Origin of the sequence: Kribbella sp. NPDC050241, assembly GCF_044459685.1 — a bacterium.
Classification (GTDB): Bacteria; Actinomycetota; Actinomycetes; order Propionibacteriales; family Kribbellaceae; genus Kribbella.
Window position 1 is genome coordinate 874,211 of record NZ_JBITJE010000003.1, and the last position, 24,315, is coordinate 898,525.

22 protein-coding genes and 3 tRNA genes are annotated in these 24,315 nt (G+C 68.3%); 8 read left to right on the forward strand and 17 right to left on the reverse strand.

Annotated elements, in window-relative coordinates; all coding sequences use genetic code 11:
* Positions 1-52 precede the first annotated feature (52 nt).
* The 5 genes from ACIBG5_RS19020 to ACIBG5_RS19040 all read left to right on the forward strand — a co-directional run bounded on the left by ACIBG5_RS19020 (position 53) and on the right by ACIBG5_RS19040 (position 1,686).
* Positions 53-141: transfer RNA gene (locus tag ACIBG5_RS19020), tRNA-Ser, on the forward strand.
* A 36-nt stretch (positions 142-177) separates the two neighbouring features.
* A tRNA-Glu gene (locus ACIBG5_RS19025) sits at positions 178-250 on the forward strand.
* A gap of 94 nt (positions 251-344) precedes the next feature.
* A complete protein-coding gene (locus tag ACIBG5_RS19030) occupies positions 345-1,181 on the forward strand; it encodes an alpha/beta fold hydrolase (RefSeq protein WP_396392794.1) in 837 nt (278 codons plus the stop codon).
* Positions 1,182-1,198: 17 nt separating this feature from the next.
* On the forward strand, positions 1,199-1,606 hold the full coding sequence (locus tag ACIBG5_RS19035) for a methyltransferase family protein (RefSeq protein ID WP_396392795.1): 408 nt from the start codon (positions 1,199-1,201) through the stop codon (positions 1,604-1,606).
* Positions 1,603-1,686: transfer RNA gene (locus ACIBG5_RS19040), tRNA-Tyr, on the forward strand. Before ACIBG5_RS19035 ends, ACIBG5_RS19040 begins: the two co-directional genes overlap by 4 nt.
* Before the next feature lie 361 nt (positions 1,687-2,047).
* On the opposite strand, the gene ACIBG5_RS19045 is transcribed toward ACIBG5_RS19040, so the two are convergent.
* From ACIBG5_RS19045 to ACIBG5_RS19075, 7 genes are all read right to left on the reverse strand, one after another.
* Positions 2,048-3,427: an FAD-binding oxidoreductase gene (locus ACIBG5_RS19045; protein WP_396392796.1), complete on the reverse strand. Its 1,380-nt coding sequence runs from the start codon at positions 3,425-3,427 to the stop codon at positions 2,048-2,050.
* Entirely contained in the window at positions 3,424-4,290 is an 867-nt protein-coding gene (locus ACIBG5_RS19050) for a U32 family peptidase (RefSeq protein WP_393384890.1), read from the reverse strand. The genes ACIBG5_RS19045 and ACIBG5_RS19050 overlap by 4 nt, the downstream gene beginning before the upstream one ends.
* Positions 4,287-5,543, reverse strand: coding sequence for a DUF2088 domain-containing protein (locus ACIBG5_RS19055; RefSeq protein WP_396392797.1), 1,257 nt, complete (start codon positions 5,541-5,543; stop codon positions 4,287-4,289). Before ACIBG5_RS19055 ends, ACIBG5_RS19050 begins: the two co-directional genes overlap by 4 nt.
* 86 nt (positions 5,544-5,629) lie before the next feature.
* Entirely contained in the window at positions 5,630-7,486 is a 1,857-nt protein-coding gene (locus tag ACIBG5_RS19060) for an IlvD/Edd family dehydratase (protein WP_360445616.1), read from the reverse strand.
* On the reverse strand, positions 7,483-8,934 hold the full coding sequence (locus tag ACIBG5_RS19065; protein ID WP_396392798.1) for an aldehyde dehydrogenase (NADP(+)): 1,452 nt from the start codon (positions 8,932-8,934) through the stop codon (positions 7,483-7,485). The genes ACIBG5_RS19060 and ACIBG5_RS19065 overlap by 4 nt, the downstream gene beginning before the upstream one ends.
* Positions 8,931-9,755, reverse strand: coding sequence for a fumarylacetoacetate hydrolase family protein (locus ACIBG5_RS19070; RefSeq protein WP_396392799.1), 825 nt, complete (start codon positions 9,753-9,755; stop codon positions 8,931-8,933). Before ACIBG5_RS19070 ends, ACIBG5_RS19065 begins: the two co-directional genes overlap by 4 nt.
* Positions 9,756-9,832: 77 nt before the next feature.
* Entirely contained in the window at positions 9,833-12,547 is a 2,715-nt protein-coding gene (locus tag ACIBG5_RS19075) for a UxaA family hydrolase (protein WP_396392800.1), read from the reverse strand.
* Between the two features lie 120 nt (positions 12,548-12,667).
* Here ACIBG5_RS19075 and ACIBG5_RS19080 point away from each other — a divergent pair, with 120 nt between their 5' ends.
* The 3 genes from ACIBG5_RS19080 to ACIBG5_RS19090 all read left to right on the forward strand — a co-directional run bounded on the left by ACIBG5_RS19080 (position 12,668) and on the right by ACIBG5_RS19090 (position 14,451).
* A complete protein-coding gene (locus tag ACIBG5_RS19080) occupies positions 12,668-13,360 on the forward strand; it encodes a GntR family transcriptional regulator (protein WP_396392801.1) in 693 nt (230 codons plus the stop codon).
* The gene (locus ACIBG5_RS19085) at positions 13,357-13,773 is read left to right on the forward strand and encodes a hypothetical protein (RefSeq protein WP_396392802.1); all 417 of its coding nucleotides are present in this window, start codon (positions 13,357-13,359) and stop codon (positions 13,771-13,773) included. Before ACIBG5_RS19080 ends, ACIBG5_RS19085 begins: the two co-directional genes overlap by 4 nt.
* A 105-nt stretch (positions 13,774-13,878) precedes the next feature.
* Positions 13,879-14,451, forward strand: coding sequence for a DAPG hydrolase family protein (locus ACIBG5_RS19090; protein WP_396392803.1), 573 nt, complete (start codon positions 13,879-13,881; stop codon positions 14,449-14,451).
* Positions 14,452-14,461: 10 nt separating this feature from the next.
* Here the strand turns inward: ACIBG5_RS19090 and ACIBG5_RS19095 are convergent, their stop codons facing one another.
* From ACIBG5_RS19095 to ACIBG5_RS19140, 10 genes are all read right to left on the reverse strand, one after another.
* Entirely contained in the window at positions 14,462-14,806 is a 345-nt protein-coding gene (locus ACIBG5_RS19095) for a VOC family protein (protein ID WP_396392804.1), read from the reverse strand.
* Between the two features lie 208 nt (positions 14,807-15,014).
* A complete protein-coding gene (locus ACIBG5_RS19100; RefSeq protein ID WP_396392805.1) occupies positions 15,015-16,211 on the reverse strand; it encodes a Gfo/Idh/MocA family protein in 1,197 nt (398 codons plus the stop codon).
* 202 nt (positions 16,212-16,413) lie between these two features.
* Positions 16,414-17,091, reverse strand: coding sequence for a glycerophosphodiester phosphodiesterase (locus ACIBG5_RS19105; protein ID WP_396392806.1), 678 nt, complete (start codon positions 17,089-17,091; stop codon positions 16,414-16,416).
* A complete protein-coding gene (locus tag ACIBG5_RS19110) occupies positions 17,088-18,422 on the reverse strand; it encodes an ABC transporter substrate-binding protein (protein WP_396392807.1) in 1,335 nt (444 codons plus the stop codon). Before ACIBG5_RS19110 ends, ACIBG5_RS19105 begins: the two co-directional genes overlap by 4 nt.
* Complete coding sequence (locus ACIBG5_RS19115) at positions 18,419-19,234, reverse strand: carbohydrate ABC transporter permease (protein WP_396392808.1); 816 nt, start codon at positions 19,232-19,234, stop codon at positions 18,419-18,421. The genes ACIBG5_RS19110 and ACIBG5_RS19115 overlap by 4 nt, the downstream gene beginning before the upstream one ends.
* Positions 19,231-20,184: a sugar ABC transporter permease gene (locus ACIBG5_RS19120; protein ID WP_360445592.1), complete on the reverse strand. Its 954-nt coding sequence runs from the start codon at positions 20,182-20,184 to the stop codon at positions 19,231-19,233. Before ACIBG5_RS19120 ends, ACIBG5_RS19115 begins: the two co-directional genes overlap by 4 nt.
* Entirely contained in the window at positions 20,181-21,020 is an 840-nt protein-coding gene (locus ACIBG5_RS19125) for an inositol monophosphatase family protein (RefSeq protein WP_396392809.1), read from the reverse strand. The genes ACIBG5_RS19120 and ACIBG5_RS19125 overlap by 4 nt, the downstream gene beginning before the upstream one ends.
* A gap of 81 nt (positions 21,021-21,101) precedes the next feature.
* Positions 21,102-21,797, reverse strand: coding sequence for an MgtC/SapB family protein (locus tag ACIBG5_RS19130; protein WP_360445588.1), 696 nt, complete (start codon positions 21,795-21,797; stop codon positions 21,102-21,104).
* Positions 21,798-21,827: 30 nt separating this feature from the next.
* Complete coding sequence (locus ACIBG5_RS19135) at positions 21,828-22,853, reverse strand: 2-hydroxyacid dehydrogenase (RefSeq protein WP_396392810.1); 1,026 nt, start codon at positions 22,851-22,853, stop codon at positions 21,828-21,830.
* On the reverse strand, positions 22,850-24,310 hold the full coding sequence (locus ACIBG5_RS19140) for an FGGY family carbohydrate kinase (protein WP_396392811.1): 1,461 nt from the start codon (positions 24,308-24,310) through the stop codon (positions 22,850-22,852). The genes ACIBG5_RS19135 and ACIBG5_RS19140 overlap by 4 nt, the downstream gene beginning before the upstream one ends.
* Positions 24,311-24,315 lie beyond the last annotated feature (5 nt).

Sequence of the window (24,315 nt, forward strand, 5' to 3'; positions counted from 1 at the left end):
GCAGGACGGGTGGGCGCCGGGGAGTACCTCCTGTCGTTAAGGCACGATTCGAGGTGAGGTCCGCCTGTGGGCAGGGGCAGCGGTTTGCTAAACCGTCGATCGGCTTCGGTTGGTCCGTGAGTTCGAATCTCACTCTCACCGCTGGGGCGGCCGGGATGGACCGGCCGCCCCTGCCAGGCCCCGTTGGTCTAGTGGTCAGGACGTCCGGTTCTCATCCGGAAGATCACCGGTTCGAATCCGGTACGGGGTACGTGGTTCTCCGCAGGTCTGGCCGCACCTGGTTGCGTGGTTCTTCGGAAGCGGAAGCGAGTAACCAGTGCCTACGGTTGGTACCGAGGTGAGCCATGGACGACAGGGCGCGGTTGCTGCGAGGGCTTGCAGTCGATGAGCAGCGGGTTGAGATTGCCGGTGTTCCGACGACGATGCTCGTCGGTGGCGATGGCCCGCCGCTGGTCTTGCTGCACGGGGGAATCGAGTGTGGAGGGATCTACTGGGCACCGGTGATCTCCCGGTTGGTGGAGGAGCACCGGCTCGTCATTCCCGATGCACCAGGGCTTGGCGAGTCTGATCCGGTTGATCGCCTGGATACCGCGACCTTCGACGCATGGTTCACCGATCTGCTTCGGTTGACGTGTGACCGGGCGCCGACCTTGGTCGCGCATTCACTGCTAGGGACGCTGGCGGCGCGATACGCGGGGAGACGTGGAAAGCTGCTCCAGCGGTTGGTGCTCTACGGTGCGCCGGGAGTCGGGGCGTACCGGATGCCACTTGGGCTTCGGGTGATGGCGGTCAGGTTCGCGGTTCGGCCTTCCGAGCGGAACATGGAGAGGTTCGAACGCTGGGCGTTCGCCAACCTGGACCGCGTACGCGAGCGGGATCCGGATTGGCTCAACGCCTTCACCGCCTACACGCGGAGCCGCGCCCGTGTGCCACACGTCAAGCGGACGATGCGCCAGCTGGTGGCAACAGGTACCGAACAGGTCCACGAAATCGTCGACGTGCCGACGACATTGGTCTGGGGAGCGCAGGACCGATTCGTACCGCTGGCGCTTGCCGAGGAAGCGAGGATTCGGCTCGGCTGGCCGTTGCAGGTGATCGATGCGGCCGGACACGTCCCGCACATCGAGCAACCGGATGCCTTCACGCGCGCCATCGAGGAAGCACTACGAACGCCGGTCTGACCGCCGCGCTGCGGAATGTGCCGATCCCCGAAGCCGGCCTGGCCGGCATCGCGGCTGGGATCGCGCTCGAGCAGGTCCGCCCGTGGCGGTTGATGCGCCGGCGCTCGGCTGGATGGGCAGCAGTTGGAGCCGGGAGCCTGATCGTTGCGGCCGCCGTGAAAGCTGCCGCACGGACGGAGCTCGCAGAGCCGGACGAGCTGGTGACGACCGGAGTGTACGGCGTGAGCCGCAATCCGATGTACGTCGGCTGCACCCTGCTGCACCTGGGAATCGGCCTTCTCACCCGGTCCGGATGGGTGCTGGCGACGTTGCCGTTGGCCGCTGCGGCGATGCACCGGGACGTAGTTGGTGAGGAACACAGGTTGAGCGAGAAGTGCCCCATTGAATTTCGGGAGTACTGCGAAGCAGTCCGTCGATACCTGTAGGAGCGCCGCCGTGGGAGAGGCGGGGCGGGCTGTAACCCCGTCGCCTTCGGGCTGAGCAGGTTCGAATCCTGTCTCCTGCACGCACAAGGATGCCTTGGGCAACAAACAAGATGAGAAGAGAGGAGGACCGGCCATGGCCGACCTCAGGAACAGGAAGCGAGTGCCCGGCGGTAGGACCGGTGCTCCAGTGAAGCAGGGTCATGCGCTGCGCCGGGTACACCTTGCCTGTGGGCATGTACAGCGTGATCGGATCGCCCACCGTGGCGATCACGTCTGGTGTGAAGCCGACTGCTCCGACTGGGTCCGCGTCGTCTCGGTCGAGGAGTAGAACGCTGCGGGTACGCCGCTCCCACAGGCGGCGTACCCGAATCCCCCTGGTGACGGATTTCTCGCCTGGCTCTCCGAAGGCCGGGTTCCTGGTTCGACTCCGGGCAGGGGGACTCAGAGGAAGAGTTTGTCGGGGTTCAGAAGGTTGCCGGGGTCGAAGACGGCCTTGATCTCGCGTTGCAGACGCAAGCCCACCGGTCCCAGTTCCTGGGCGAGCCAGTGGCGTTTGAGTTTGCCGATGCCGTGTTCGCCGGTGATGGTGCCGCCTAGCGACAGGCCCAGTTCCATCACGGCGCCGAAGGCTTGCAGGGCTCGGGCCTCGGCGTCGGGGTCGTCGCGGTCGAAGACGACGGTGGGGTGCATGTTGCCGTCGCCGACGTGGCCGGGGCAGCAGATCAGTACGTCGTACTTCGTGCCGATCTCGGCGATGCCGCGGAGCAACGCGACCAGCTTCGAGCGGGGTACGGCGACGTCGTCGATGAGAGTGACACCGAGGGGTTCGAGTGCCGCATTGACCAGGCGCCGGGCCTCGAGAAGCATCCGGGACTCCTCGGCGTCCGACGCCTCGGCGACGTCGATGGCGCCATGCTCGGTGCAGATCGCCGCGATGCGCGCCACGTCCTCCGCGGCGCGCTGACCGCGGTCCGACTGCGCGATCAGCATCGATCCGACGTCGGCGGGGAGTCCCATGTCGCGATAGTCCTGGATGGCCCGTAAGGTCGGACGATCCAGGAATTCGAGCAGGGAGGGGCGGAGGCCGGAGGACATGATCGCGGCCGCGGCAGCGATCCCCTCCTCGATGGACAGGAAGGTAGCCGCCGCGGTCAACGAGGCTTCGGGGGCAGGCCGCAGCGCGAGCGTCGCCTCCGTGACGACGCCCAGCGTGCCTTCGGATCCGACGATCAACCGCGTCAGGTCGTACCCGGCGACGCCCTTCGCCGACCGCCGGCCGGTGCGGACGACCTCGCCCGACGCGAGCACCACCTCCAGTCCACGCACGAAGTCCGACGTCACGCCGTACTTCACACAACACAGCCCACCGGCGTTGGTCGCGATGTTGCCACCCACCGTGGACATTTCCCACGACGACGGATCCGGCGGGTAGAAGAGGTCCTTCTCGAGCACAGCCCGGGACAGGTCGGCGTTCACCACACCCGGTTGGACCACGGCGACATGGTCCTCGACCGAGACCTCCAGGATCTGGTTCATCCGCGCGGTCGACAGCAACAGGCAGCCGTCCACCGCGTTCGCCGCACCCGACAACCCGGTCCGGGCTCCCTGCGTCACCACAGGCACACCGAATGACCCAGCAGCCTTCAGAACCTCCGAGACGTCAGCGGTCGACGACGGCCGCACCAGCAGCCGCGGTACGCCGGCCGTACAGAAGGTCGCGTGGTCATTGCGATGACTGTCCAGTACGTCGGGATCGTCGACAACCGCGTTGTCGCCCAGGGCCGAACGCAACCGGGCGACGAGTGGATCAGCAGGCGTCATGCCTCATCCTGTTCGGCCAGCAGCCGCAGGATCAACTCCGCCCGCCGTACCCGTTCCCGCCCGAGCGCCTCCGCCGTCCCGGTGAGATGCGCGCCCACCGGATAGATGTTCGGTGCGTTCCGCAGACCCATCTTCAGATAGACCGGCGCCGCGACCCGGACGATCTCCGGTACGTCGTAGAACCGCACATGCCCGCCCTGATCGTCAGGGACCTCGATGTACATGTCGATCGGCACCGACGTCACCGACCGGATCTCCGCCAGCACCGGCACCGGCAGGTCGGTCGACACGTTCAGGCTCGTCGCCCCCAACCGCTCGTACAACCGAGCAGTCGGGGCATTGGGCAACGGCATCAGCACCGACGTCTTCAGCACCAGGTCCGACGGCAACGACCCGTCGACCTTCAGCTCACCGAGGATCTCCAGTACGCCGATGTCCCCGACCAGCAGGCTCCGCACCCCGAGCTCGACGGCCCGGAACGCATCACAGAGCGACGCCGCAACCATCTCGTTGCCCCGCGCAACACCGCCGACGGCCGCGGAAACCTTGGCCTGACCACCGATGTCCCACGCACCACGCGGACCGAGGAACAGACAGACCTCGACTCCGGCCGACGTACCGAGCGAGAGCATCTCCTCGATCTCGCCGTCGGTCAGCATCATCACGCCGCTGCCCTGCGACACCCGGTCGATCCGTACGCCGCGGGTCTTGGCTTCCTCCAGCACCGCGGTCATCACCCGCGGCCCTTCACACGAAGGGATCTCCACCTTGTACGGCGCCCCGTCCGGGAACGTGCGCGCGGACGCGCCGCCCGGGCGGAAACCACGATCGGCCAGCAGTGCGTGTGCCTCGCGAAGGTTCATGCGTCTCTCCAGGGTCCGAGCCGGCCGGCCGCTGTCAGGTCCCGCGCCGGCCCGGTGATCTCCAGGTCGAAGCGGTCACTCACCTCGGTCAGCAGTGCCGGCGTCACCATCAACTCGTTCGGGGACAAGGTGTCCTTGATCCGGGCCAGCCGGAGCTCGGACCAGTCGCGCCGGCCGCACATCGTCGCGGCGGCGAGCACAGTGGCCTCGTCGTCTTCCATCACCATCGGCAACCGGGAGCGGCGGGCTCCCCCGGCGCCGGACGTCAGGGCGTTGACATAGCTGACCCGGAAGTCCACCTGCTCCAGCAGACGCGCCGGGATGACGTCGGCCAGGCCGAGGCCGGAGGCGTTCCCGTGCGACGCCGGGGTGAGCGAGTGCACGCTGATCGTCGCGATCGACGGCGACTCGAACTCGGGGATCCCGTGCACCCAGCACCGGCCGATCACGTTCGTGTCCATGCCGGCCCCGGACTTGTCCTTGCCCAGTTCATCGATCACCAGCACGTCCAGCTCGTCGAACGGCAACCGGCCGAGCAACGCGCCTGCCCGTTGCAGCAATGCCTGCTCGGCCACACCAGCGATACCGTCCGGCTCGAGCAGCTCGACCGCGGCGGTCTTCTCCCGTGCGTTCTCCAGGATCGCCAGCCCACCAATGACCTTGCCCTGCGCAACGACCATGCGGGCGGCCGCCTCGACGTTCCCGCCCAGTGACGGGATGCCGCCGGCGTGCAACGAGGCCGCGCCGACGTGGTTGCCCAAGCCGATCGCGAGGATCTTGGCGATCCCGCTCTCGATCGGACCGCGGAAGTCGGTGTGCGGCTTGACCCGGTTCACCAGGAGTACGCCGTCCGCCTTGGCGGCGATCGCATCGTGGTGGATCTCGGTGCCGTCGGACAGCGTGCCGACGACGACCGTCTCCATGGTCGCCTCGATCGGGCAGCCGACGGATTCCGGCGTGATGCCGAGCCCGGCGAGCATCTCCTTCTGACCGTCAGCGGTCGCACCGCCGTGCGATCCCATCGCGGGGATGACGAACGGCGCGGCGCCCGCCGACTTCAGCCAGTCGACAGCCGCCTTGACCACCGGGACGAGGTCGTGGATGCCACGGCTGCCCGCGGTCACGGCGATCCGCGCATCAGGTGCGATGCGGGATCGCAAGGGTTCGAGCGCTGCCTGCGCTTCGGCGTACGGATCTGCTGAGGTCGGGACATCCGAGAGCAACCGGCGGATCGGCGTGACCTGCGGGATCACACCCTTCGGCCGAAGCCCTCGGACAGCTTCAAAAGGGCCCCACGACGAACCCCTCGCTTCGCTCGGAGGTTGTTGTGCGGATGCCATCAGTGGCTCTGCCTGGCTACGGCCGAACCGGTTCGGCCGATGAGGAAGTCCAGGTCGCAGCCCTGGTTGGCCTGCGTCACGTGGTCGACGTACAGCCGGGCCCAGCCGCGATCGGTCGGTGGCGCCGGCGGCTGCCAGTCGGCGCGCCGCTTCTCCAGCTCCTCGTCCGGCACGTCCAGATGCAACCGCCTCGCCGGCACGTCCAGCTCGATCCAGTCACCGGTCCGCACCAACGCCAACGGTCCACCAACAGCCGCTTCCGGAGTGACATGCAGTACGACGGTGCCGTACGCCGTACCGCTCATCCGCGCGTCCGAGATGCGCACCATGTCGTCGACACCGATCTCGGCGAGCTTGCGTGGGATCGTCATGTTGCCGACCTCGGGCATCCCCGGGTAGCCCCGCGGGCCGGAGTTCTGCAGCACCAGCACGGTGTCCTCGTCGACGTCGAGATCCGGATCCTCGACGGCCTTGTCGTACTCCTCGATGCTGCTGAACACGAGCGCCTTACCGCGATGCTGCAACAACCGCTCGGACGCCGCGGACTGCTTGATCACGGCACCGTCCGGCGCGAGATTCCCCTTCAGTACGGCGGTTCCCGCGCCACTGCCCAGCGGATCGCCGACAGGCCGGATCACGGCGGTCGCCGGCTGACCCTCCTGACCACTCCAGTCGGTCCGCTCCGCGTTGGCGACGTTCTCGCCCATGGTTTTGCCGGTCACGGTGATCGCGTCGGCCTTGATCAGCGGCAGGATCTCCTTCATCACCGCGGGCAGGCCGCCGGCGTAGTAGAAGTCCTCCATCAGGTACTTGCCGGACGGCTGCAGGTCGACCAGCCACGGCACGCCGCGGGCCCACTCGTCCATGTCGTCCAGCGTCAGGTCGACGCCGACCCGGCCGGCGATTGCGAGCAGGTGGATGACCGCGTTGGTCGAGCCACCGATCGCCGCGTTCGCCCGGACCGCGTTCGCGAAGGCGTCGCGGGTCAGGATGTCGCTCGGCTTCAGGTCCTCGTGGACCATCTGGACGATCCGCTGACCGGCCTGCTGAGCGATCGAGTAGCGGCGGGAGTCGACCGCGGGGATGGCCGCGGAACCGGTCAGCTGCAGGCCCAGCGCCTCGGCCATGCACGCCATCGTGGACGCCGTACCCATGGTCATGCAGTGTCCGTTGCTGCGGGACATGCCGGACTCGGCCGCCGCGTAGTCGGCCTCGGTCATCCGGCCGGCGTTGCGGTCCTGAGTGAACCGCCAGACCGCGGTACCCGAGCCGATGTCGCAGCCGCGGAATTTACCGTTCAACATGGGACCGCCGGTCACCACCAGGGTGGGCAGGTCGACGCTCGCGGCGCCCATGATCGAGCCCGGTGTGGTCTTGTCGCAGCCGGTCAGCAGGATGGCCCCGTCGATCGGGTTGCCGCGCAGCGACTCCTCGACGTCCATGCTGAGCAGGTTCCGGAACAGCATGGCGGTCGGCCGGAGCATGGTCTCGCCGAGCGACATCACCGGGAACTCGAGCGGGAACCCGCCGGCCTGCCAGACGCCGCGCTTCACCGAGTCGGCCAGCCGGCGCAGGTGGGCGTTGCATGGGGTGAGCTCGGACCAGGTGTTGCAGATACCGATCACCGGGCGGCCGTCAAACACCTCGTCGGAGAAGCCCTGCGCACGCATCCAGGACCGGTGGATGAAGCCGTTGCGGTCCTTCTCACCGAACCAGTGGTCGAAACTCCGCCGCCCGATCGGCGCGTCGGGACGCTCCGGCACGCCCGCCGTACCGGTCTTCTCCGGCGTCGGATCACCGCTGTCCGGCGGCACGGAGGCGTCGCGCGGGTCGCTGGTCGGTGGCAGATCGGTCATCGAGGCACCTCACCTGTAGTCACGGTCCCGTTCACCCGGCGGCTGATGCCGCTCGGGTTCGCATCCTTGAGTACGTCAGGCAGCACCGCATCCGGCGTGTCCTGGTAGGCAACCGGTCGCTGGAACCGGCGGGCCGCGGTCACGCCGACGCTGGTGTGGATCGAGCCGACGGTCGACGGGAACGGCCCGCCGTGGTGCTGTGCCCACGACACGGCGACTCCGGTCGGCCAGCCGTTCCACAGCACCCTTCCGGCCCTTGCCGTCAGCAACGGCAGCAGCTCCGCGGCCAACTCGGTGTCAGACGACTCGGCGTGCAGCGTCGCGGTCAGGTTTCCCTCGAAGGCTTCGACAGCAGCGCGGAGCTCCTCCACGCCGCTGTATTCGACAATGATCGAGACCGGCCCGAAGCACTCCTCGAGGATCTCGTCGCGACGCGCGAGCAGCTCGGGGACTGTCGTCTGCAGCAACGTCGCACTACCGGAGGCCCAGACCCGGATGCCGTCGACCTTCTGCAGCCGGTCGAGGCCTGAGCCGAAGCCGTCCTTGATGCGGTCGTTCAGCATCGGCGCCTCGGCGACTCCACCGACCGCCGACGCCAACTGGTCCTGCAGACCGTGGCCGGCGGGCAGGAAGAGCAGACCCGGCTTCGTGCAGAACTGACCGACGCCGAGGGTGAACGACCCGACGTACCCGGTCGCGATGTCCTTGCCCCGAGCATCGATCGCGGCCTGGGTGACGAAGACCGGGTTCAGGCTGCCGAGCTCACCGTAGAACGGGATCGGCTCCGGCCGGGTGACCGCGATCTCGTGCAGCGCCTTGCCGGCCGGAACCGAGCCGGTGAAGCCGGCCGCCGTGATCCGCGGGTCCTTCAGCGCGGTAACGCCAACGTCGAAGCCCTGGATCAGACCGAACGAACCAGCCGGAGCGCCGGCCGAGGCCAGCGCCGCGACCATCACGTCGGCGGTCCGCGCGGACAGCTCAGGATGACCGGGGTGTGCCTTGACGATCACCGGACATCCGGCAGCCAAAGCGGAGGCGGTGTCACCGCCACAGACACTGAAGGCAAACGGGAAGTTGCTGGCGGCAAACACCAGCACCGGTCCGAGCGGCACCAGGACCCGACGCAGATCCGGCCGGGGTACCGGCTTCGCCTGAGCGTCCGCCGTGTCGATGATGACCTCGAGCAGCGAGCCTTCTTCCAGCACCTCGGCGAACATCCGCAGCTGGCCGGTGCTCCGCGCGACCTCGCCGCGCAGCCGCGCCTCCGGCAGCGACGACTCCCGCATCGCGATCGGCACCAGTTCGTCCGCCGCCGCGTCCAGGGCGTCCGCCACCGTGCGGATCCACCCGGCCCGTACGGCGGGTTCCGCGGCGCCCAGCGCCGGTGCGGCAGCCGCGGCGCCGGCGAGAGCCTGCTCGAGCTCGGCGGGGGTGGTGTCCGGGATCATCGCTTCTCCTCCAGGTTCTCGGTCGCCAGGAACGCGAACGGTTCCCGGCCGACGGCCACCGTATTCGTCAGCGTGCCGACCTCGGCGATCGTGATCGTGATGACGTCGCCCTCGGCCAGCGCAAAGTCCAGCTCGGGCACGATCCCGGTGCCGGTCGCCAGGATCACGCCGTCCGGGAAGTCGTTCGGCACGAACAGTACGTCGATCAGGTCCTGCAGCTCCCGCACCAGCTTCGCGGTGGACGTCGTACCCGCGAACACCTCGTCGCCGTCGCGTTCGATGACCAGGTCGATGCTCAGGTCCTTCGGGTTCGCGACCTCCCACGCGGGCCGGATGCCGGCCGCCAGCGAGCAGCCACCGGCGAACAGCTTGGCCTGCGGTACGTACAGCGGGTTCACGCCCTCGATCGAGCGCGAGCTCATGTCGTTGCACACCGTGAAGCCGACGATCTCGCCGTGGCTGTTGGCGACGACCGCGAGCTCAGGCTCGGGTACGTCGTGACCCGAGTCGACCCGGATGCCGACCGGTTCGCCGTCGGCCACCACACGCCAGGCCGGGGCCTTCTGGAAGAGCTCCGGCCGATCGGCCGTGTAGACCTTGTCGTACACGGACTGCTCGGTGCTCTCCTCCATCCGAGCACCACGCGACCGCTCGTAGGTGACGCCCGCACACCAGACCTCACCCCGCCCGTCGAGAGGCGGCAGGAACTTCAGGCCGTCGACCGCGACAGGCTCCCCGAGCTTGGCGACCGCTGTCTTCAGGTCGTCGAGCGGGAGCCGCAGCAACTCCGCGAAACTGCCGACGCCTTCGACGGGCGCCACGGTGTCATCGATACGCACACCGACAACGGGCCGACCGTCCGGGGACTTGTAACGGACCACATGCATGGAGATGCCTTTCACATCGAGGTGCCGAGGAGACCGCGGGTGATCTGGAAGCCGACGTTGCCTGACGCAACCGCCTTCGGAACGAACTGCCGGCTCGCCACCGCAGCGATGGTGTCCAGGCCGATCCGGGCCTGGTCCGCGGCGTTGCCGGTGGCCACCGCGTCGAGGTCGTCGCCGTACTTCGCCACCGTCTCGGGATCGTTGCTGAACTCAACGACCGGGACGAAGCGCTGCGCGGACAAGGTGCCGCCGGCAACGTGCGCGAGGATCTGCTGGACGCCGGACGCGCCGAAGCCGGTCGCCGTCTCCATCCAGTCCGTGCCAGGCATCCGCATCACGTGCCACCCCCGCGCCGCGAACCGCTGCCCATGCGCGATGGTCGGCCCCACGGCCGCGTCAGAGCCGAACGCCGTACGACGGAAGCCGTCGTGCGCGAGCAGTCCGCCTCGGGACGAGAGGACAACGGATCCACCAGAGCCGACGATGTCGCGACCGACCAGCGCCAGCGCCTCAGCGGTCTCGGCGGTCAGCGGGCCACGCGCCTCCAACCCGATGGTGAGTTCGCCGAGGGTCCCGGCGTACTCGACCGGAGCGTCCAGGTCGAAGCTGTTGAACCAGTCGCGCACCTTCGCGCCGACCGCGTCCAGGCCACCGTCGGCCTGGATGCTCGCCCAGCCGAAGCGGGACGGGTCGGCGCCGGCTTCGACCAGGCGCGAGCGGAAGTAGTCGTTGTGGGTCTTCTCGCAGCCGTGCTCGAGCAGGAGCGCCATCCGCGTGTTGGGGTGGAGCAGATAGCCGAGCATCGTGCGCGCGAACGTCTCCTCGGAGGCACCGCCACTGCTGCCGCAGCCCTCGGTGTGCGGCAGCGCGACCATCCGCGTGACCGCGTCGCCGGCCCACTTCTCCAGTTCACCTTGCGCCGCGAGCCGCAGCGCGATCTGCCCCGAGCACAGGCTGGTCGGCAAGATCAGCCCCACGGCCTCCGGCACCAGCCGGTCGTCAACCTGCAACAGCCGTACCGCAGTCCGGGCGTTGGAGCCAAGACCCGCCAGCGGAAGACCGTCCAGCGGAGCGTCGCGGTCCTCGGCCGGGAGGTCGATGAGCTTGCGGCTCATCCGGCCGTCGGTGGTGATCGAGATGCCTTCGCGCGGACCGCTCTGCTTCCAGTTCCGCCAGATCGACACCTGACTGTGGCCGGCCCGCTCCCCCGCGCTCGGCTCGCCGGACGCGACCCGGACGGTCAGGTCGAAGGTGTCCACGGTCAGCTCGGCCATCGGCGTACCGGTGAGGTAGCGGCCCGCATCCACGTCCATCTCGGCGTGCAGGCGCTCGTACCGGTCGTGGGTGGTGACGAACTTCAGCGTGGGCACGAACGGGAAGTTCGTGATCGAGCCGTTCCCGGTGGTGAAGAAGATCAGGTTGCAGCCGCTGCCGATCTGGCCCGCGACCGACTCGAGGTCGTTGCCGGGGCTGTCCATGAAGATGTAGCCGTTGCCGGGCAGCGGTTCGCCGTAGTCGATCACGTGGTCCAGCCGCACTTCGCGCGGCAGCTTCCGCGCGGCGCCGATCGACTTGAGGACGATGTTGTAGAGGCCGCGGTACACGTTGCCGCCGGACGGGTTGCCCTCCGCGGTGTGACCGTGCCAGCCGACGCGTTCCTTGAACGAGCGAATGGTGGCGAGGAACCGCCGCGCGGTCGCGAGGTCGCGGACGTTCTTCAGCACATAGGGTTCCGCGCCGATCAGCTCGTCGGTCTCCGCGAGTACGGCGGCGCCGCCGTGCTTGATCACCTCCGCACCTACGAGACCGGCGAGCGGGTTGGCGGAGATGCCCGAGAACGCGTCGGATCCACCGCATTGCAAGGCGATCTTGAGGTCGGCGAGCGGGACCTCCTCGCGCTGCTGGGCGTCCACGATGGGCAGCCACGGCTCGACCAGCGCGCCGGCTTCGGTGAGATCGTGCTCGAACCCGGCCCTGCGGGTGAAGTACGCGTACGGGACCTTGATCGACGGATAGCCGTGCTCCGCCATGAAGTCCTTGATCGCCTGGCCGGACACCACGTCGTCCTCGGTGTCGACGATCAGTACGGCGCCGACGTTCGGATTCAGGGTGAAGCCGGCCAGCGTCGCGAGCAGGAAATGCAGGTTGTTCGGGACCTCGTCCTCGCCGCCCTCGGTGTGAGCCACGGGTACGACGCCGTCCCCGGCAGCCGCGCCGTCGAAGCGACGGGCGAGCTCGGTGACGAACCCACTGCTGCGGGAACTGGTCGCCATCACCACGACGTGGTTGCGGGTGCCGGCCGGGCCCTGCTCGCGGGGGTAGCCGAGGAACGTTCCGGGCTGCTCGACACTGGTCACCTGCGCGCCGAAGTTCAGCGCGGACTCGTCCAGCTCGTACGGGTCGAGCGGCTCGTTGGTGGCCGACGGCTCGTCCGGGAGGCCCTCGACCCCGCGGGCGGTGACTGCCGCGAGGCTGGTCGGCGTACACACGTAGTCGCCCGGGACCAGGTCGCGAGAAGCGCGGGCGAACGGGGTGTTCCAGGAAGTCAGCGCCTCACCGGGAGCCACTCGGGTGACTACGAAGCGGTGCCCCTCGAGCACGGTGTGTGGCAGCGTGACCACAGCATCGCCGAGCTCGATCTCCGCCCCGGCTTCGAGCCGGCGGGAGGCGATTGCAACGTTGTCCCCCGGCTCGGGCAGGACTCCGACCTGTTCGAACCTCACCATTCGTTTTCTGCCTTCCCGTAGCTAGCCCGGGTCGAATCGTGCATGATGCATGATTACAGTGCCACCCTGCCGAAGACGACCGGCCGGGTCAAGACCGCGACCAGGATCCGGAGAGAGCCGATGACGGAACCCACCCTCGGGACCGTGGCGCCGCAGGACCGGCGGCTGCTCCGGCGGCAGATGCTCGCCGACGACGTGTACGAGGCGATCAAGACGATGCTGATGGACCACGTCATCCGGCCCGGCGCGCGGATCTCGATCGACGGGCTGGCGCGGGAGTTCCAGGTGTCGTCGACGCCGGTGCGGGAGGCGCTGGCGCGGCTGGAGTCGGAGGGACTGGCGGTCAAGGAACCGCTCAAGGGGTACCGCGCGACGCCGCTGCTCACGCTGGACGAGTTCGACGACCTGTACCGGTTCCGGCTACTGCTGGAGCCGTGGGCGGCACGGCGGGCGGCCGAGCTGATCGACGACCACGGGCGCGACCGGCTGCGGACCGAGCTGGCGAACGCGGTCGAGCCGACGTCGGTCGACTACGCCGGCTACAAGTCGCTGACCGCGCACGACAACCGTTTCCACTCGCTGATCGCGGGGCTGTCCGGCAGCGAGCAGGTCCGGCTCGCATTCGAGCGCACCCACTGCCACCTGCACATCTTCCGCCTCCACTACGACCGCGACATCGGCCCCGAGGTCCTGACCGAACACCGCACACTGGTCGAAACCATCGCCTCCGGCGACCCCGCCGCCGCCGAGTCCGCGATGACCCAACACATCGAAAACTCGATGACGCTCCGGCTGCGCAAGATCTACGAGTGACCCGCCGTCCCTTTCCCCTGGCGGACCAGGTCCCGCCGGAGCTGTCGTCGTACATCCTCGACTTCCACTGGGACCTCTCGCTCCTCCACCAGCTGGACCTGCCGACCCTTCGCGTTCCGCTGTGTGAGCTCGCCGGGCATCTCGACCTCCCCTTCTGGGCGTACGACGGCCGGCCGTTCCAGGTCACGCCGTACCAGGTCGCGGGTGATCCGATGCTGTACCGCGAGCAGTACGACCGGACGATGGCAGCCGACCTGAGTCACCCACTGGACGTCGTACGCCGACCGGACGGACGGGTCACGATCCTCGACGGGATCCACCGGCTGTTGCGGGCCGAACTCGAGGGGCGGACAGCGGTCGACGTACGTGTGCTGCCGTGGGAATTGGTGGATCGGATCGCGGTTCGAGACTGAGGGTTTGGGGTGGGAGGGTTGGGGCACGGCGGGGAGATGGATGCTGTGGAACTCCCTGCTCCGCGGCCCGTTCTGTGGCCGTTGCGGCCGACGGAGTCGGCGCAGGTGTCGACGTCTTCGGACGGTGGGCGGACCGTCGTGACGATCCGGCACGCGCCACTCGACCAGGTGACGCCGGAGATGCTCGCCTGGTGGTACGGCCATGTGCCCGGGACGATGCGGTACGCCGGTGCCACCTGGCCGCGGTACCTCGTCTGGCACCCGTTGGACCACATCTCGTACGAGCTGACGACCCCCGGCCAGGTGGTCGCTCCCGGCGCCCGGCTGCACATCAAGGAGGCGCTGGGCCGTGACCTCGCCAACCTGACCGATCTCCAGGTCACCGTCGAAACGGTCGACCAGCAGTTCGCGATCATCTCCAAACGCATCCTCGGTACGTCGATCGTCCGGTTCGAGAACGAATTCGAGCCATACCACGGCGGCAGCCGCTACACGACCCGCCTCACGCTGGGCGACACCACGGTGCTGGCCGGCCTGTTCCTCAACAGGGTGGCGCACACCCGCGCGTTCCCCGCCCCGAAGCTCGCGGCCTGGATCCGTCACCACATCGAGGAGATCGGCAACCTCGAGAACTTCCTCCCCGACCTCGTCCGCCACCGTGCCGACCACGAACCGTGACCAACCGGCGCTACTCCACCGGGGCGCCGCCGTACGAGATCTCGTTGCCCTCGGGGTCGTAGTACGTGACGTGGCGTACGCCGTTCTCGTAGGTCTCGCGTTTCGCAGGTTCGATGCCGCGCTCGGAGATCGCCTGGATCCGGGCCTCGAAGTCCTCGACGAAGAGGGTGTGCTGAGCGTGGCCGGCGTGCTGGGGCACGACCTCGATGTACAGGAACTGGTGGTCGCCGACCTCCCAGACCGCCTCGATGTCGTTCGGCAGAAAGCTCGGCGGCGCCCCCAGCAGCTTCGTGTACCAATCGACCGCGGCCGCGTAGTCGCTGACCGAGATCCCGGCGAACAAGTCCAGAGCCATACCGGATCCTACTGGTAGAGGAAGGCCGGACGCCGGGCACTCACCAACCGGTGCGGGTGGTCAAGGCGCCCGCTCAAGTCACCCGACGTCCGCCACCTGAGGTGGCTTTGGTGAGTGCTGCAGGTCCGTCACAAGCCAGCCGATAGTCCGCGGGCTCGGCGAACGGAGCTGCCGCGGGAGCACCCGGGGGTTCGTGCTCGCGGGATGCTCAGGCCGGGGCGTCTCCGTGGTCGGGGATCTCGAGTTGTACGCCGCCCTGCAGGGCCGACTGGTGGGCGTAGATGCCGGGGAGGGTGTAGCGGGCGGCGACCCAGGCGTTGACGGGTGGGAGGGTCTTGTCGGCGACCGCGCGGACGAAGTCGTCGGCGAGGAAGTGGTGTGACCCCTCGTGGCCGTTGTGCATGCCGTCGAACTCGGCGGGCAGCCGGCTCCGGTCGTGCACCGGCGACAGGCCGGACCGGAACGCGTCCCGCAGTGCCGGGTCGACGTTCGCCAGGTCGGCGTCGTCCATCGAGCTGCTCGGCTTCGTCTCCATCAGCTGGCTGATGTCCTCGACACCCTCCTTGGTCTGCCAGACCGTGGTGGTGGCGAGTTGCTCGAAGCTGCCCTCGGTGCCGAACACCCGCAGCCGCGACTCACGGATGTGCGACGGGTAGCCGACGCGGCGCATCTCGTTCGTCCGCATCACTCCGCCGTCGGCCAGCTTGAACAGCGCCGTGGCGTTGCTGAAGTCGTTGTCGAACTGGCTGACGTCCTTGTCGAAGACGCCGTCGCCGCGGTCGTCCTTCACACCGATGCAGGACACGTGCGTGGCGTGCTGGCCGGTCACCGAGAGAACGTTGCCGACGGCATGCGTCGGGTAGAGCATGGGCGGGAACGACGCGGTCTTCTTCCACTCCTCGCCGCCGCTGTACTGGTACGCCGCGTAGAAGCCGAGGTCCATGTCGTGGACGTAGTCGCCCTCGGAGTAGAAGACCCGGCCGAACTCACCGGCGGCGAGCTTGTTCCGGCAGTAGACCGACGACGGGTAGTAGAAGCTGGTCTCGCCCATCATGTAGGTCAGGCCGGTCTCCTTGACCAGCTCGATGATGCGGGCGATCTGGTCCGCCTCGATCGCCATCGGGACGGTCGAGTAGACGTGTTTGCCGGCCTCCAGCGCGCGGATCGCCATCTCGCCGTGCAGCCACCGCTGGGTGAAGATCGCCACCGCGTCCACGTCGGAGGCGAGCATCTCCTCGAACGACTGGTAGGTGATCGAGATGCCCTGCTTGGCCGCCATCTCGGCGGTCCGTTCCGGCAGTACGTCGGTCAGTCGCACGTCGGACACGTCCGGGTGCGCGGACCACAGCCGCAGGAACGAAGGGGCGAACTGGCCGGCGCCGACCACACCGATGCTGAATCCCATGCGGATAGGCAATCACACATTTTTCTTCCACGGAAGAACAAATTCAGACGTTGGAACGTGTGACGCGGGCCACGCACCCCCGACTCGCCGGGGAGGCTGGGGTGGGGTGCGGACCGCCAGGCCATCACAATGCGCGGATTCGCGGGAGTGGCACGCTGGGGCTCAACGGGGTGGGTCAGATGTGATGGCCTGGCGGTTCGCTCTATGCCACTCGGCGCAGCAAGTGCGGGTTGTCCGTGGTGATGCCGTTGACGCCGAGGGCCGCCGCCCGGACCAGGGTGTCCTGGTCCGGTACCGGCCAGGCGGTGACCTCCAGCCCCGTGGCCTGGAGCTCCGCCACACCGTCCGCGGTCAGGCCGGCGATCCCGCAGAGCGCCGTACCTGCGTCGGCCTCCTTGGTCAGCATGAGTACGTCGAAGATCGCAGGAGTACGCCCGAAGATCCGGCCGGTGGACGCGGTCGGCATCGCGCGCCGTACCGCCAGCAGGATCTCCGGATGGAACGACGTGACCAGCGTCCGCGCCGCCAGCGACGGATCCGCCTGCAGCGACTCGACCAGCAGCGGGATGGCGTCGACCGCCTTCACCTCGGCCTGGAAGCGGATACCGATTTCGGCGGCCGTCTCGGCCCACGTGGGCACCACTTCACCGAGACCGGCGTCGAGCGACCGCAACTCGTCGTACGACATCGCGGCGATCTCGCCGGACCCGGAGGTCGTCCGGTCGACGGTGGCGTCGTGCATGATCACGAGCTCACCGTCGGCCGTGACCCGCAGGTCCAGCTCGATCTCGTCGCAGCCGTCGGCGACCGCCCGCCGGAAGGACCGCAGCGTGTTCTCGGGTTCGGTACCGAGCGCGCCACGGTGGCCGGTGATGATCACAGAACTTTCTCCTCGTAGAGTCGCTTGACCTCGTCGCCGATCGCCTCGAGCCGCTTGGCGACCGAGCCGAACACCTTCTTCACCGCCGTGTTGTCGGCGTAGATCTGCTGCAGCCCGGTGTAGATCGCGACGTTCGCGTTCCGGCCGTAGAGCCGGATGCCGTCCTGCTGCCGGGCGTTGGTGAGCTGCGCGATCGCGACGCCGAAGTTCGGCTGCTCGGCGATCAGCTTCTTCAGATCCGGATTCTCCCTGGCCTTGTCGACCACCGGGAGGTACCCGGTCTGCGCGGTCCAGAAGGCCGAGTTCTCCGGCAGGGCGAGGAAGGTCAGGAACGTCGCGGCGGCCTGCTTCCGCTCGGTGGAGATGTTGCGCATCATCCCGATGCCGCCTCCGCCGGTGGCGAGCCCGGACGCGACCTCGGACGGGATGAAGCCGGCGCCGACGGGGAACTTCGCCTTGCTGGTCATGCTCTTCAGGCCGCCGGTCGACTCCTGCATCATCGCGACCAGCCCGTTCGCGAAGTCGGTGCTCGGGCTGTGGGCCATGTAGGCCAGCTTGTCCACATGCACCATCTGCCGCTGCCACTCGCCGGCCGCGACCGCACCGTCCTGGTCGATGGTGACGTCGAGGCCCTTGGAGTACGCACCGCCGAACTGCCAGACGTTGCCCTGGAACTGCCAGTCGCCGTCGACCTTGGCGAGCGCGAGCGTGCGCAGCGAGCGTCCACCGGACTGCACCTTCGACAGCTCCGGCCCCCAGGACCGCAACTCGCTCCAGGTCCGCGGCGCCCGGTCCGGCAGGCCGGCCTTCGCGAACACGTCCTTGTTGTAGTAGAGGATCGGCGTACTGCGGGCGAACGGAACCGCCCAGCTCTGCCCCTTCACGACGTACTCGCCGAAGAGCTTCTGCTGGAACACGGCCGGTCCGAACCCGTCGGTGAAGTAGCTGTTCAACGGCTCCAGTGCGTCGTTGAGGAAGAACCGCTCCCAGGTCACGTCGGACAGGATGGCCAGGTCCGGTGCCTGCTTGGCGACCAGCGCTGCGGCGACCTTCTGGGCCACGTCGTCGTAGCTGCCCTGGAACTGCACCTCGACGTACACGTCCTGCTGCGAGTCGTTGAACTTGGCAACGAGTTTGTCGACCGCCTTGCCGTTCGCGCCGCCGTACGACGTCCAGAACACGACCCGGACCCGGTTGCCGTACTTCGCCGGCACCGCACCCGGCGGCTGCGAGTACTCCGCGTCGACCGACCGGTAGCCGCAGCCCGCGAGGGTGGTACCGGCGGCAAGTCCCAAGAACATCCTGCGGCGCATGATTGTGGGCATCGTCATCCCTTCAACGCTCCCTGGGTGAGTCCGCCGACGATGTAGCGCTGCGCGATGAGGAAGATCACCAGCATCGGCGCCAGCATCATCAAGGTGCCGGCCATGATGGTGCCCCAGCTCGCCACGCCCTCCTCGGTCTTCAGGATCAGCAGGCCGATCGGCAGCGTCCGCATCGAGGCCGAGTTGGTCACGATCAGCGGCCAGACGAAGTTGTTCCACTCCTCCACGGCGGTGATCACCACGACCGTGACCAGCATCGGCCGCGACATCGGCAGTACGACGCGCCACAGGGTCCGCAGGTGCCCGGCCCCGTCGACCGCGGCCGCGTCCGTCACCTCGGTCGGCAGGGTGAGGAAGTGCTGGCGCATCAGGAACGTCGCGAACGCCGACCCGATGCCCGGGATGATCAGACCCGCATAGGTGTTGATCCATCCCAGCGTCGCCACGGTGAGGTAGTTCGGCAGCAGGGTCACGTGGCCCGGCACCATCATCGCGCCGAGCACTCCGAAGAACAGCACCTTCTTGAACGGGAACCGCAGGTAGGCGAAGGCGTACGCCGTCAGCACCGCGTTCGTCACCTTGAGCAGGGTGCCGAGCACCGTCGTGATCGTCGAGTTCAGGAAGAACCGGTCGAACGGCGCCGCTTCCCAGGCCAGCTTGAAGTTCTCCCAGGTGAAGTGGTCCGGCCACCACGACGGCGGCCACTGGTAGATCTCAGTCGGCTGCTTCACTGTCGTACTGATCAGCCAGTAGAGCGGGCCGAGGAACACGGCTGCCACCCCGATCAGTACGACGTACTGGATCGCACGTGCCTTCATCGGTAGTGCACCCGCCTCTCCATCACCCGGGCCTGCACGGTGGTCACGACCAGCAGGATGACGAACATGATGATCGACAGCGTCGCCGCGCGGCCCGCGTTGAACGCCCGGAAGCCTTCGTTGTAGATCGACCAGCTCAGCGTCGTGGTGGCATCACCAGGGCCACCGCCGGTCATCACCGCGATCACGTCGAACGCCTGGAAGGTGCCGATCACCGTGGTGATCAGCAGGAAGAAGGTGATCGGGGCAAGCAACGGCAGCTTGATCGCCCAGAACCTCGTCCAGGTACTCGCGCCGTCGATCGCCGCCGCCTCGTCCAGGTCCTTCGGCAGGCCCTGCAGGCCGGCCAGGTAGATCAGCGCGGCGAAGCCGACGTTCTTCCACAGGTAGACGATGACGAGTCCCGGAAGCGCCCAGTCGGAGCTGTTCATCCAGTCCGGCGGCTCGGCGCCGAGCGGTTCGATCAGTGCTCGCAGCAGGCCGTAGCCGGGGTCGAACATGAACGCCCAGATGGTGGCGACCGCAGCGCCGGACAGCACGTGCGGCGCGAACGCCATCGTCCGGACCGCGCCCCGGCCCTTCAGCGGCAGGTTGAACAGGAACGCCAGCGCGAGGCCGATCACCAGGCTGCCGACCACGATCAGTCCGGTGAACACGAGCGTGATCCACAGCGTCTTGTGGAACGCCGGATCGGACAGCGTACGGGCGTAGTTGGCCAGGCCAACGAACGTCGGCCGGGCCGCGATCATGTTCCAGTCGGTCAGGCTGAGGAACGCGTTGTAGATGATCGGCCAGTACGCGAAGACCGCGATCACGATCAGGTTCGGCGCCACCAGCAGCGCGAACAGGCCGTACTCGCGGCGGCGTCTGCGGCGCCGGTGGTTGTCGGCGTCGCCGGTCAGAACGCGTTCGTCCGGATGGGTCCGGACCGGCAGGTCCAGTGCGGTCACACCGGCCTCCTCGGGGTTGACGGGGCTAACAGTTCGACCAGCGCGGCCGCCAGGGAGGGCTCGGCCGCGAGGATGCCATGCGGTAGTGCGGTCCCGGGTCCGCCGATCGTCTGTGCACCCGCTTCGCGGGCGATCAGGGCGCCGGCGGCGATGTCCCAGGGCTGAATGAGGTGCTCGTAGTAGGCGTCCGCCGTACCGTCGGCGACCGAGCAGAGGTCGAGAGCGGCCGATCCGCCGCGGCGCACATCCCGTACGGCGGGCAGCACGCGCAGCAGGTGGTCGGCCTGTTCGGCGCGACGCTCGGGCAGATACGAGAAGCCGGTGCTCACCAGGGCCGACGCGAGTACAACGTCCCGCGGTGGGCCGAGCGGGACCACGTCGCGTGGTGCGCACACGCGGAAGTCGTCGCGCCATGCACCCTGGCCGCGGAGCGCGGACCAGGTGATGCCCGTGCGCGGCTGGTGAACCACGCCGACCAGTGCACCAGCCTCGTCCTCGACCGCGATGGAGACACACCAGTCGAGACGGCCGTAGAGGTAGTTCACCGTCCCGTCCAGCGGGTCGATCACCCAGGTCAGACCGGTCTCAGAGGCCCGCGCCGTACCCTCCTCGCCGAGCAGACCGTCACCGGGCCGCGCCGCGCTGAGGCCACCGGTGATCAGCTTCTCGGAGGCGCGGTCCGCGGCGCTGACCGGGTCGCTGGCCGAGGATTTGGTCTCGACACCGACGGCGTCAATGGATAGACCTGGTTGACGCGCCAGCAACTCCTCGCCGGCCGCAGCGGCCAGCCGCAAGGCCAGGGTCTGCAGCTCAGTGAGGGGCGGAGTGTTAAGCACGCCGCGAAATTATCATCGTTCTATGGTGACGTATAGAGAATCTATGTGATTTTCTCACTGACTTCACAACGATCAGGCAACTCAGTCGTCGACGTCTTCCCGCAGGCGGACGCCGGTGACGCCGTCGAGGTCGTCCAGGGCCAGCACCAGATTCTGCAACGGCGGTCGGCCGGTGAACCGCATCGACGCCCGGACCTGCGGCCGGCCGGCCTCCCTGTGCACGTCGGTTCCGAGCACCGACGCCTCGAAACCCATCGATGTCGCGGTCGCCAGGATCGCTCGCAGTACGCCGTAACCGTCCTCGTAGCGAACGGTCACGATGCGCCGGCGGTCCGGCGACGGCAGGAAGCGGCCGAGCCGGCCGAACGGGCCGACCGCGACAAGATGCAGCAGGGTCGCGGCCACGGCCAGCACCGGCATCCCCGCACCACAGGCCATTCCGATCGCAGCCGTCATCCAGATCGTCGCCGCGGTGGTCAGTCCGCGGACCACGTCGCGGCGCATGAAGATCACCCCGGCGCCGAGGAACCCGACGCCGGAGACGACCTGCGCCGCGATCCTCGACGGATCGAGGTTGACCTCGGTCCCCAGGACGGCGTCGAAGCCGAAGCCGGAGACCAGAGTGAACAGAGCAGCCCCGGTGCCGACCAGGGTATGCGTCCGCATCCCCGCACTCTTCTGCTGCAACTGCCGCTCGATGCCGATGACCATCGACAACACGAACGCGACCAGCAGCAACACGAGCTCGGTCCAGGTGGTGGATGTTACGAGTTCCATAGAGTTCCCAGTTCCCTATCAGTCACCGCCTCACGCTGAGACCAGTCCTACGGGGTCGTTCCCGGCGAGGTACGCCGCTACGGCTTCGGCGGCGATCGAGCCGGCGCGGAGGGCGGTCTGCTTGGTCGCACCGGCGAGGTGTGGCGTCATGACTACGTTCGGTGCTGTCAGCAGGCGTGCACCTGCCGGTACCGGCTCAACCGGGAAGACGTCGAAGGCGGCCGCACCGAGCTGCCCGGACTCCAGCGCGTCCACCGTCGCGTCGTAGTCGAGCAACCCACCACGCGCCGTGTTCACGAGTACGGCGCCTCGTGGCATCAGGGCAATCTGCTCGGCACCGATCATGCCGCGGGTCTGGTCGGTCAGCCGCGCATGCAGGCTGACCACGTCCGACCGCCGCAGCAGGTCGTCCAACTCGACCACCGCGACGCCGGCCGGCACCTCGGCCGGATCGATCGCCGGGTCGACCACGAGAACTTCGGCGCCGAAGGCAAGCATCACCCGGGCGACGCGCTGCCCGATCGCGCCGTACCCGACCAGGCCGACCGTGGCCCCGTCCAGCTCCAGGCCACACTCGTCGTACGCATAGAGGTCGCTGCGCCACTCGCCCTGCTCAAGCGTCCGTTGCAGCCGCGGAAGGTTGCGCAAGGCACCCATCATCATCGCGACCGCATGCTCGGCCGCGGCGACAGCGTTGCGGCCCGGGGTGGAGGCGACGATGATGCCGCGCTTGGTGGCCGCGGGCACATTCACGTTCACCGGGCCGCCGCGGCAGACGACCAGCAAGCGCAGGTCCGGTGCGGCGTCCAGTACCCGTTCGGTGAACGGGCCCATCTGGGTGACCGCGATCTCGACCCCGGGCAACGCCGCGATCAGTTGATCCTCGGCGTCGCTCGCCTCGTCCACCTCGGCCACCCGCCCGTACGGCGTCAGCGGCCAGGGCAGCGTGACCTCGCGGAAGTCGAACGTGACGTTCTGGACGGAGGACAATGCTGTGGCGAGCAGATCGTTGCGCACGAAGTGGTCGCCGGCAAGCAATGTCTTGATGGTTCTCATCGAACTCCTGAGGTGAAGGTTGGTGCTGGGTCAGACCAGCGCGGGCGGGCTGCCTCGATCCGGCGCAGGTAGTGGGCGTACCCCTCGGCGTAGAACGCGGCGCGGGCGGGATCGGGATCGACCTGACGGGTCTCGGCGATCCAGCCGTCGGCGCTGGCCGCGTCGACCGCGCGGCGGGCGCAGATCACGGCACCCCGGGCCGCGACCTGCTCGGCCTCGGCCGTGTGCAGCGGCGCGTTCAGCACGTCGGCCAGGATCTGTGTCCATTCGGTACTGCGGGCGCCACCACCGCACACCGTGACGCGGCCCCTCCATCCGGCTGCCTCGAGACAGTGCCGTGCGGCGTACGCGATGCCTTCGCAGGTTGCGCGCACGAGGTCCGCCGTTGTCGTGGACAGCGAGATCCCGTCGATCGTGCCTCGCGCGCGGGTGTCGACGAACGGCGCGCGCTCGCCGGCCTCGGACAGGTAAGGCAGCACGGTGACGCCTTGGGCGCCGACCGGGCTCTCGGCGAGCAGCTCGGGCAGTCGGTCTGTGCCCGCACCGACGAGTGCGAGGACTCGGTCGAGTGCGGCGGTGCCAACCATCGCGGGCATCGCGCGCAACCAGACGCCGGGGGTCCAGGTGCCGAGGAACAAACCCGCCGGTTCGCCGTCCACGGGAAGCTCTCGCGTCACGACCTGGCAGGCGAGCGTCGTACCGACAGTAAGTAGGGCATCGCCGGGGTCCTGGACGCCGGCGCCGGCTGCTGCAGCTGGGAGGTCGTAGGGGCCGGCGGAGACCCTCGTGCCGCGGGCCATGCCGGTGGAGTTGTCGCGTAGTTCGCCGACGGGTCCGGCGGGCTCGACCGGCGCGAGCAAGCGGCTCAGCTCCGAGAGGCCCGTCGCCTTCAGGGCTTCTTCGTCGTACTGGTTCGTGCGGGGGTCGAGGAAAGGTGCGGAGGCATCCGACACGTCGGTCGCACGGACGCCGGTGAGTTGCTGCATCACGACGTCCTTGCAGTACGCCGCTGTACCGGCGCGCTCGATGACGTCGGGCTCCTCGGCGCGGACCGCGGCCAGCAGCGGACCGGAAGCGCCCGGGAACATCCGGTTGCCGGAGCGGCGGAAGACGCGTTCGGCCACGCCGTCGTCGGTCCAGCGCGCGAGGATCGCGCTGCTGCGGGCATCCAGCCAGGAGATCGCCGGGCGGACCGCCGTACCGTCCGCGTCGACGAGCCAGAGGCCGTCACCTTGGGCGGTGATCGCCAGGACGCCGGGGCGATCGCCCACCGTGCCGGCCAACTCACCGACCACCTCGTTGACCGAGGCAACTATCTCGGCCGTCTCGTGCTCGAACCGCCCGATCGCCGGCCGGACCAGCCTGGTCGGCCGGAAGGCCTCGGCTACCGGCCGTCCGTCGTCGTCGAACGCGACAGCCTTGGTGACAGTGGTGCCAACGTCGACTCCGACGTCCATACGCT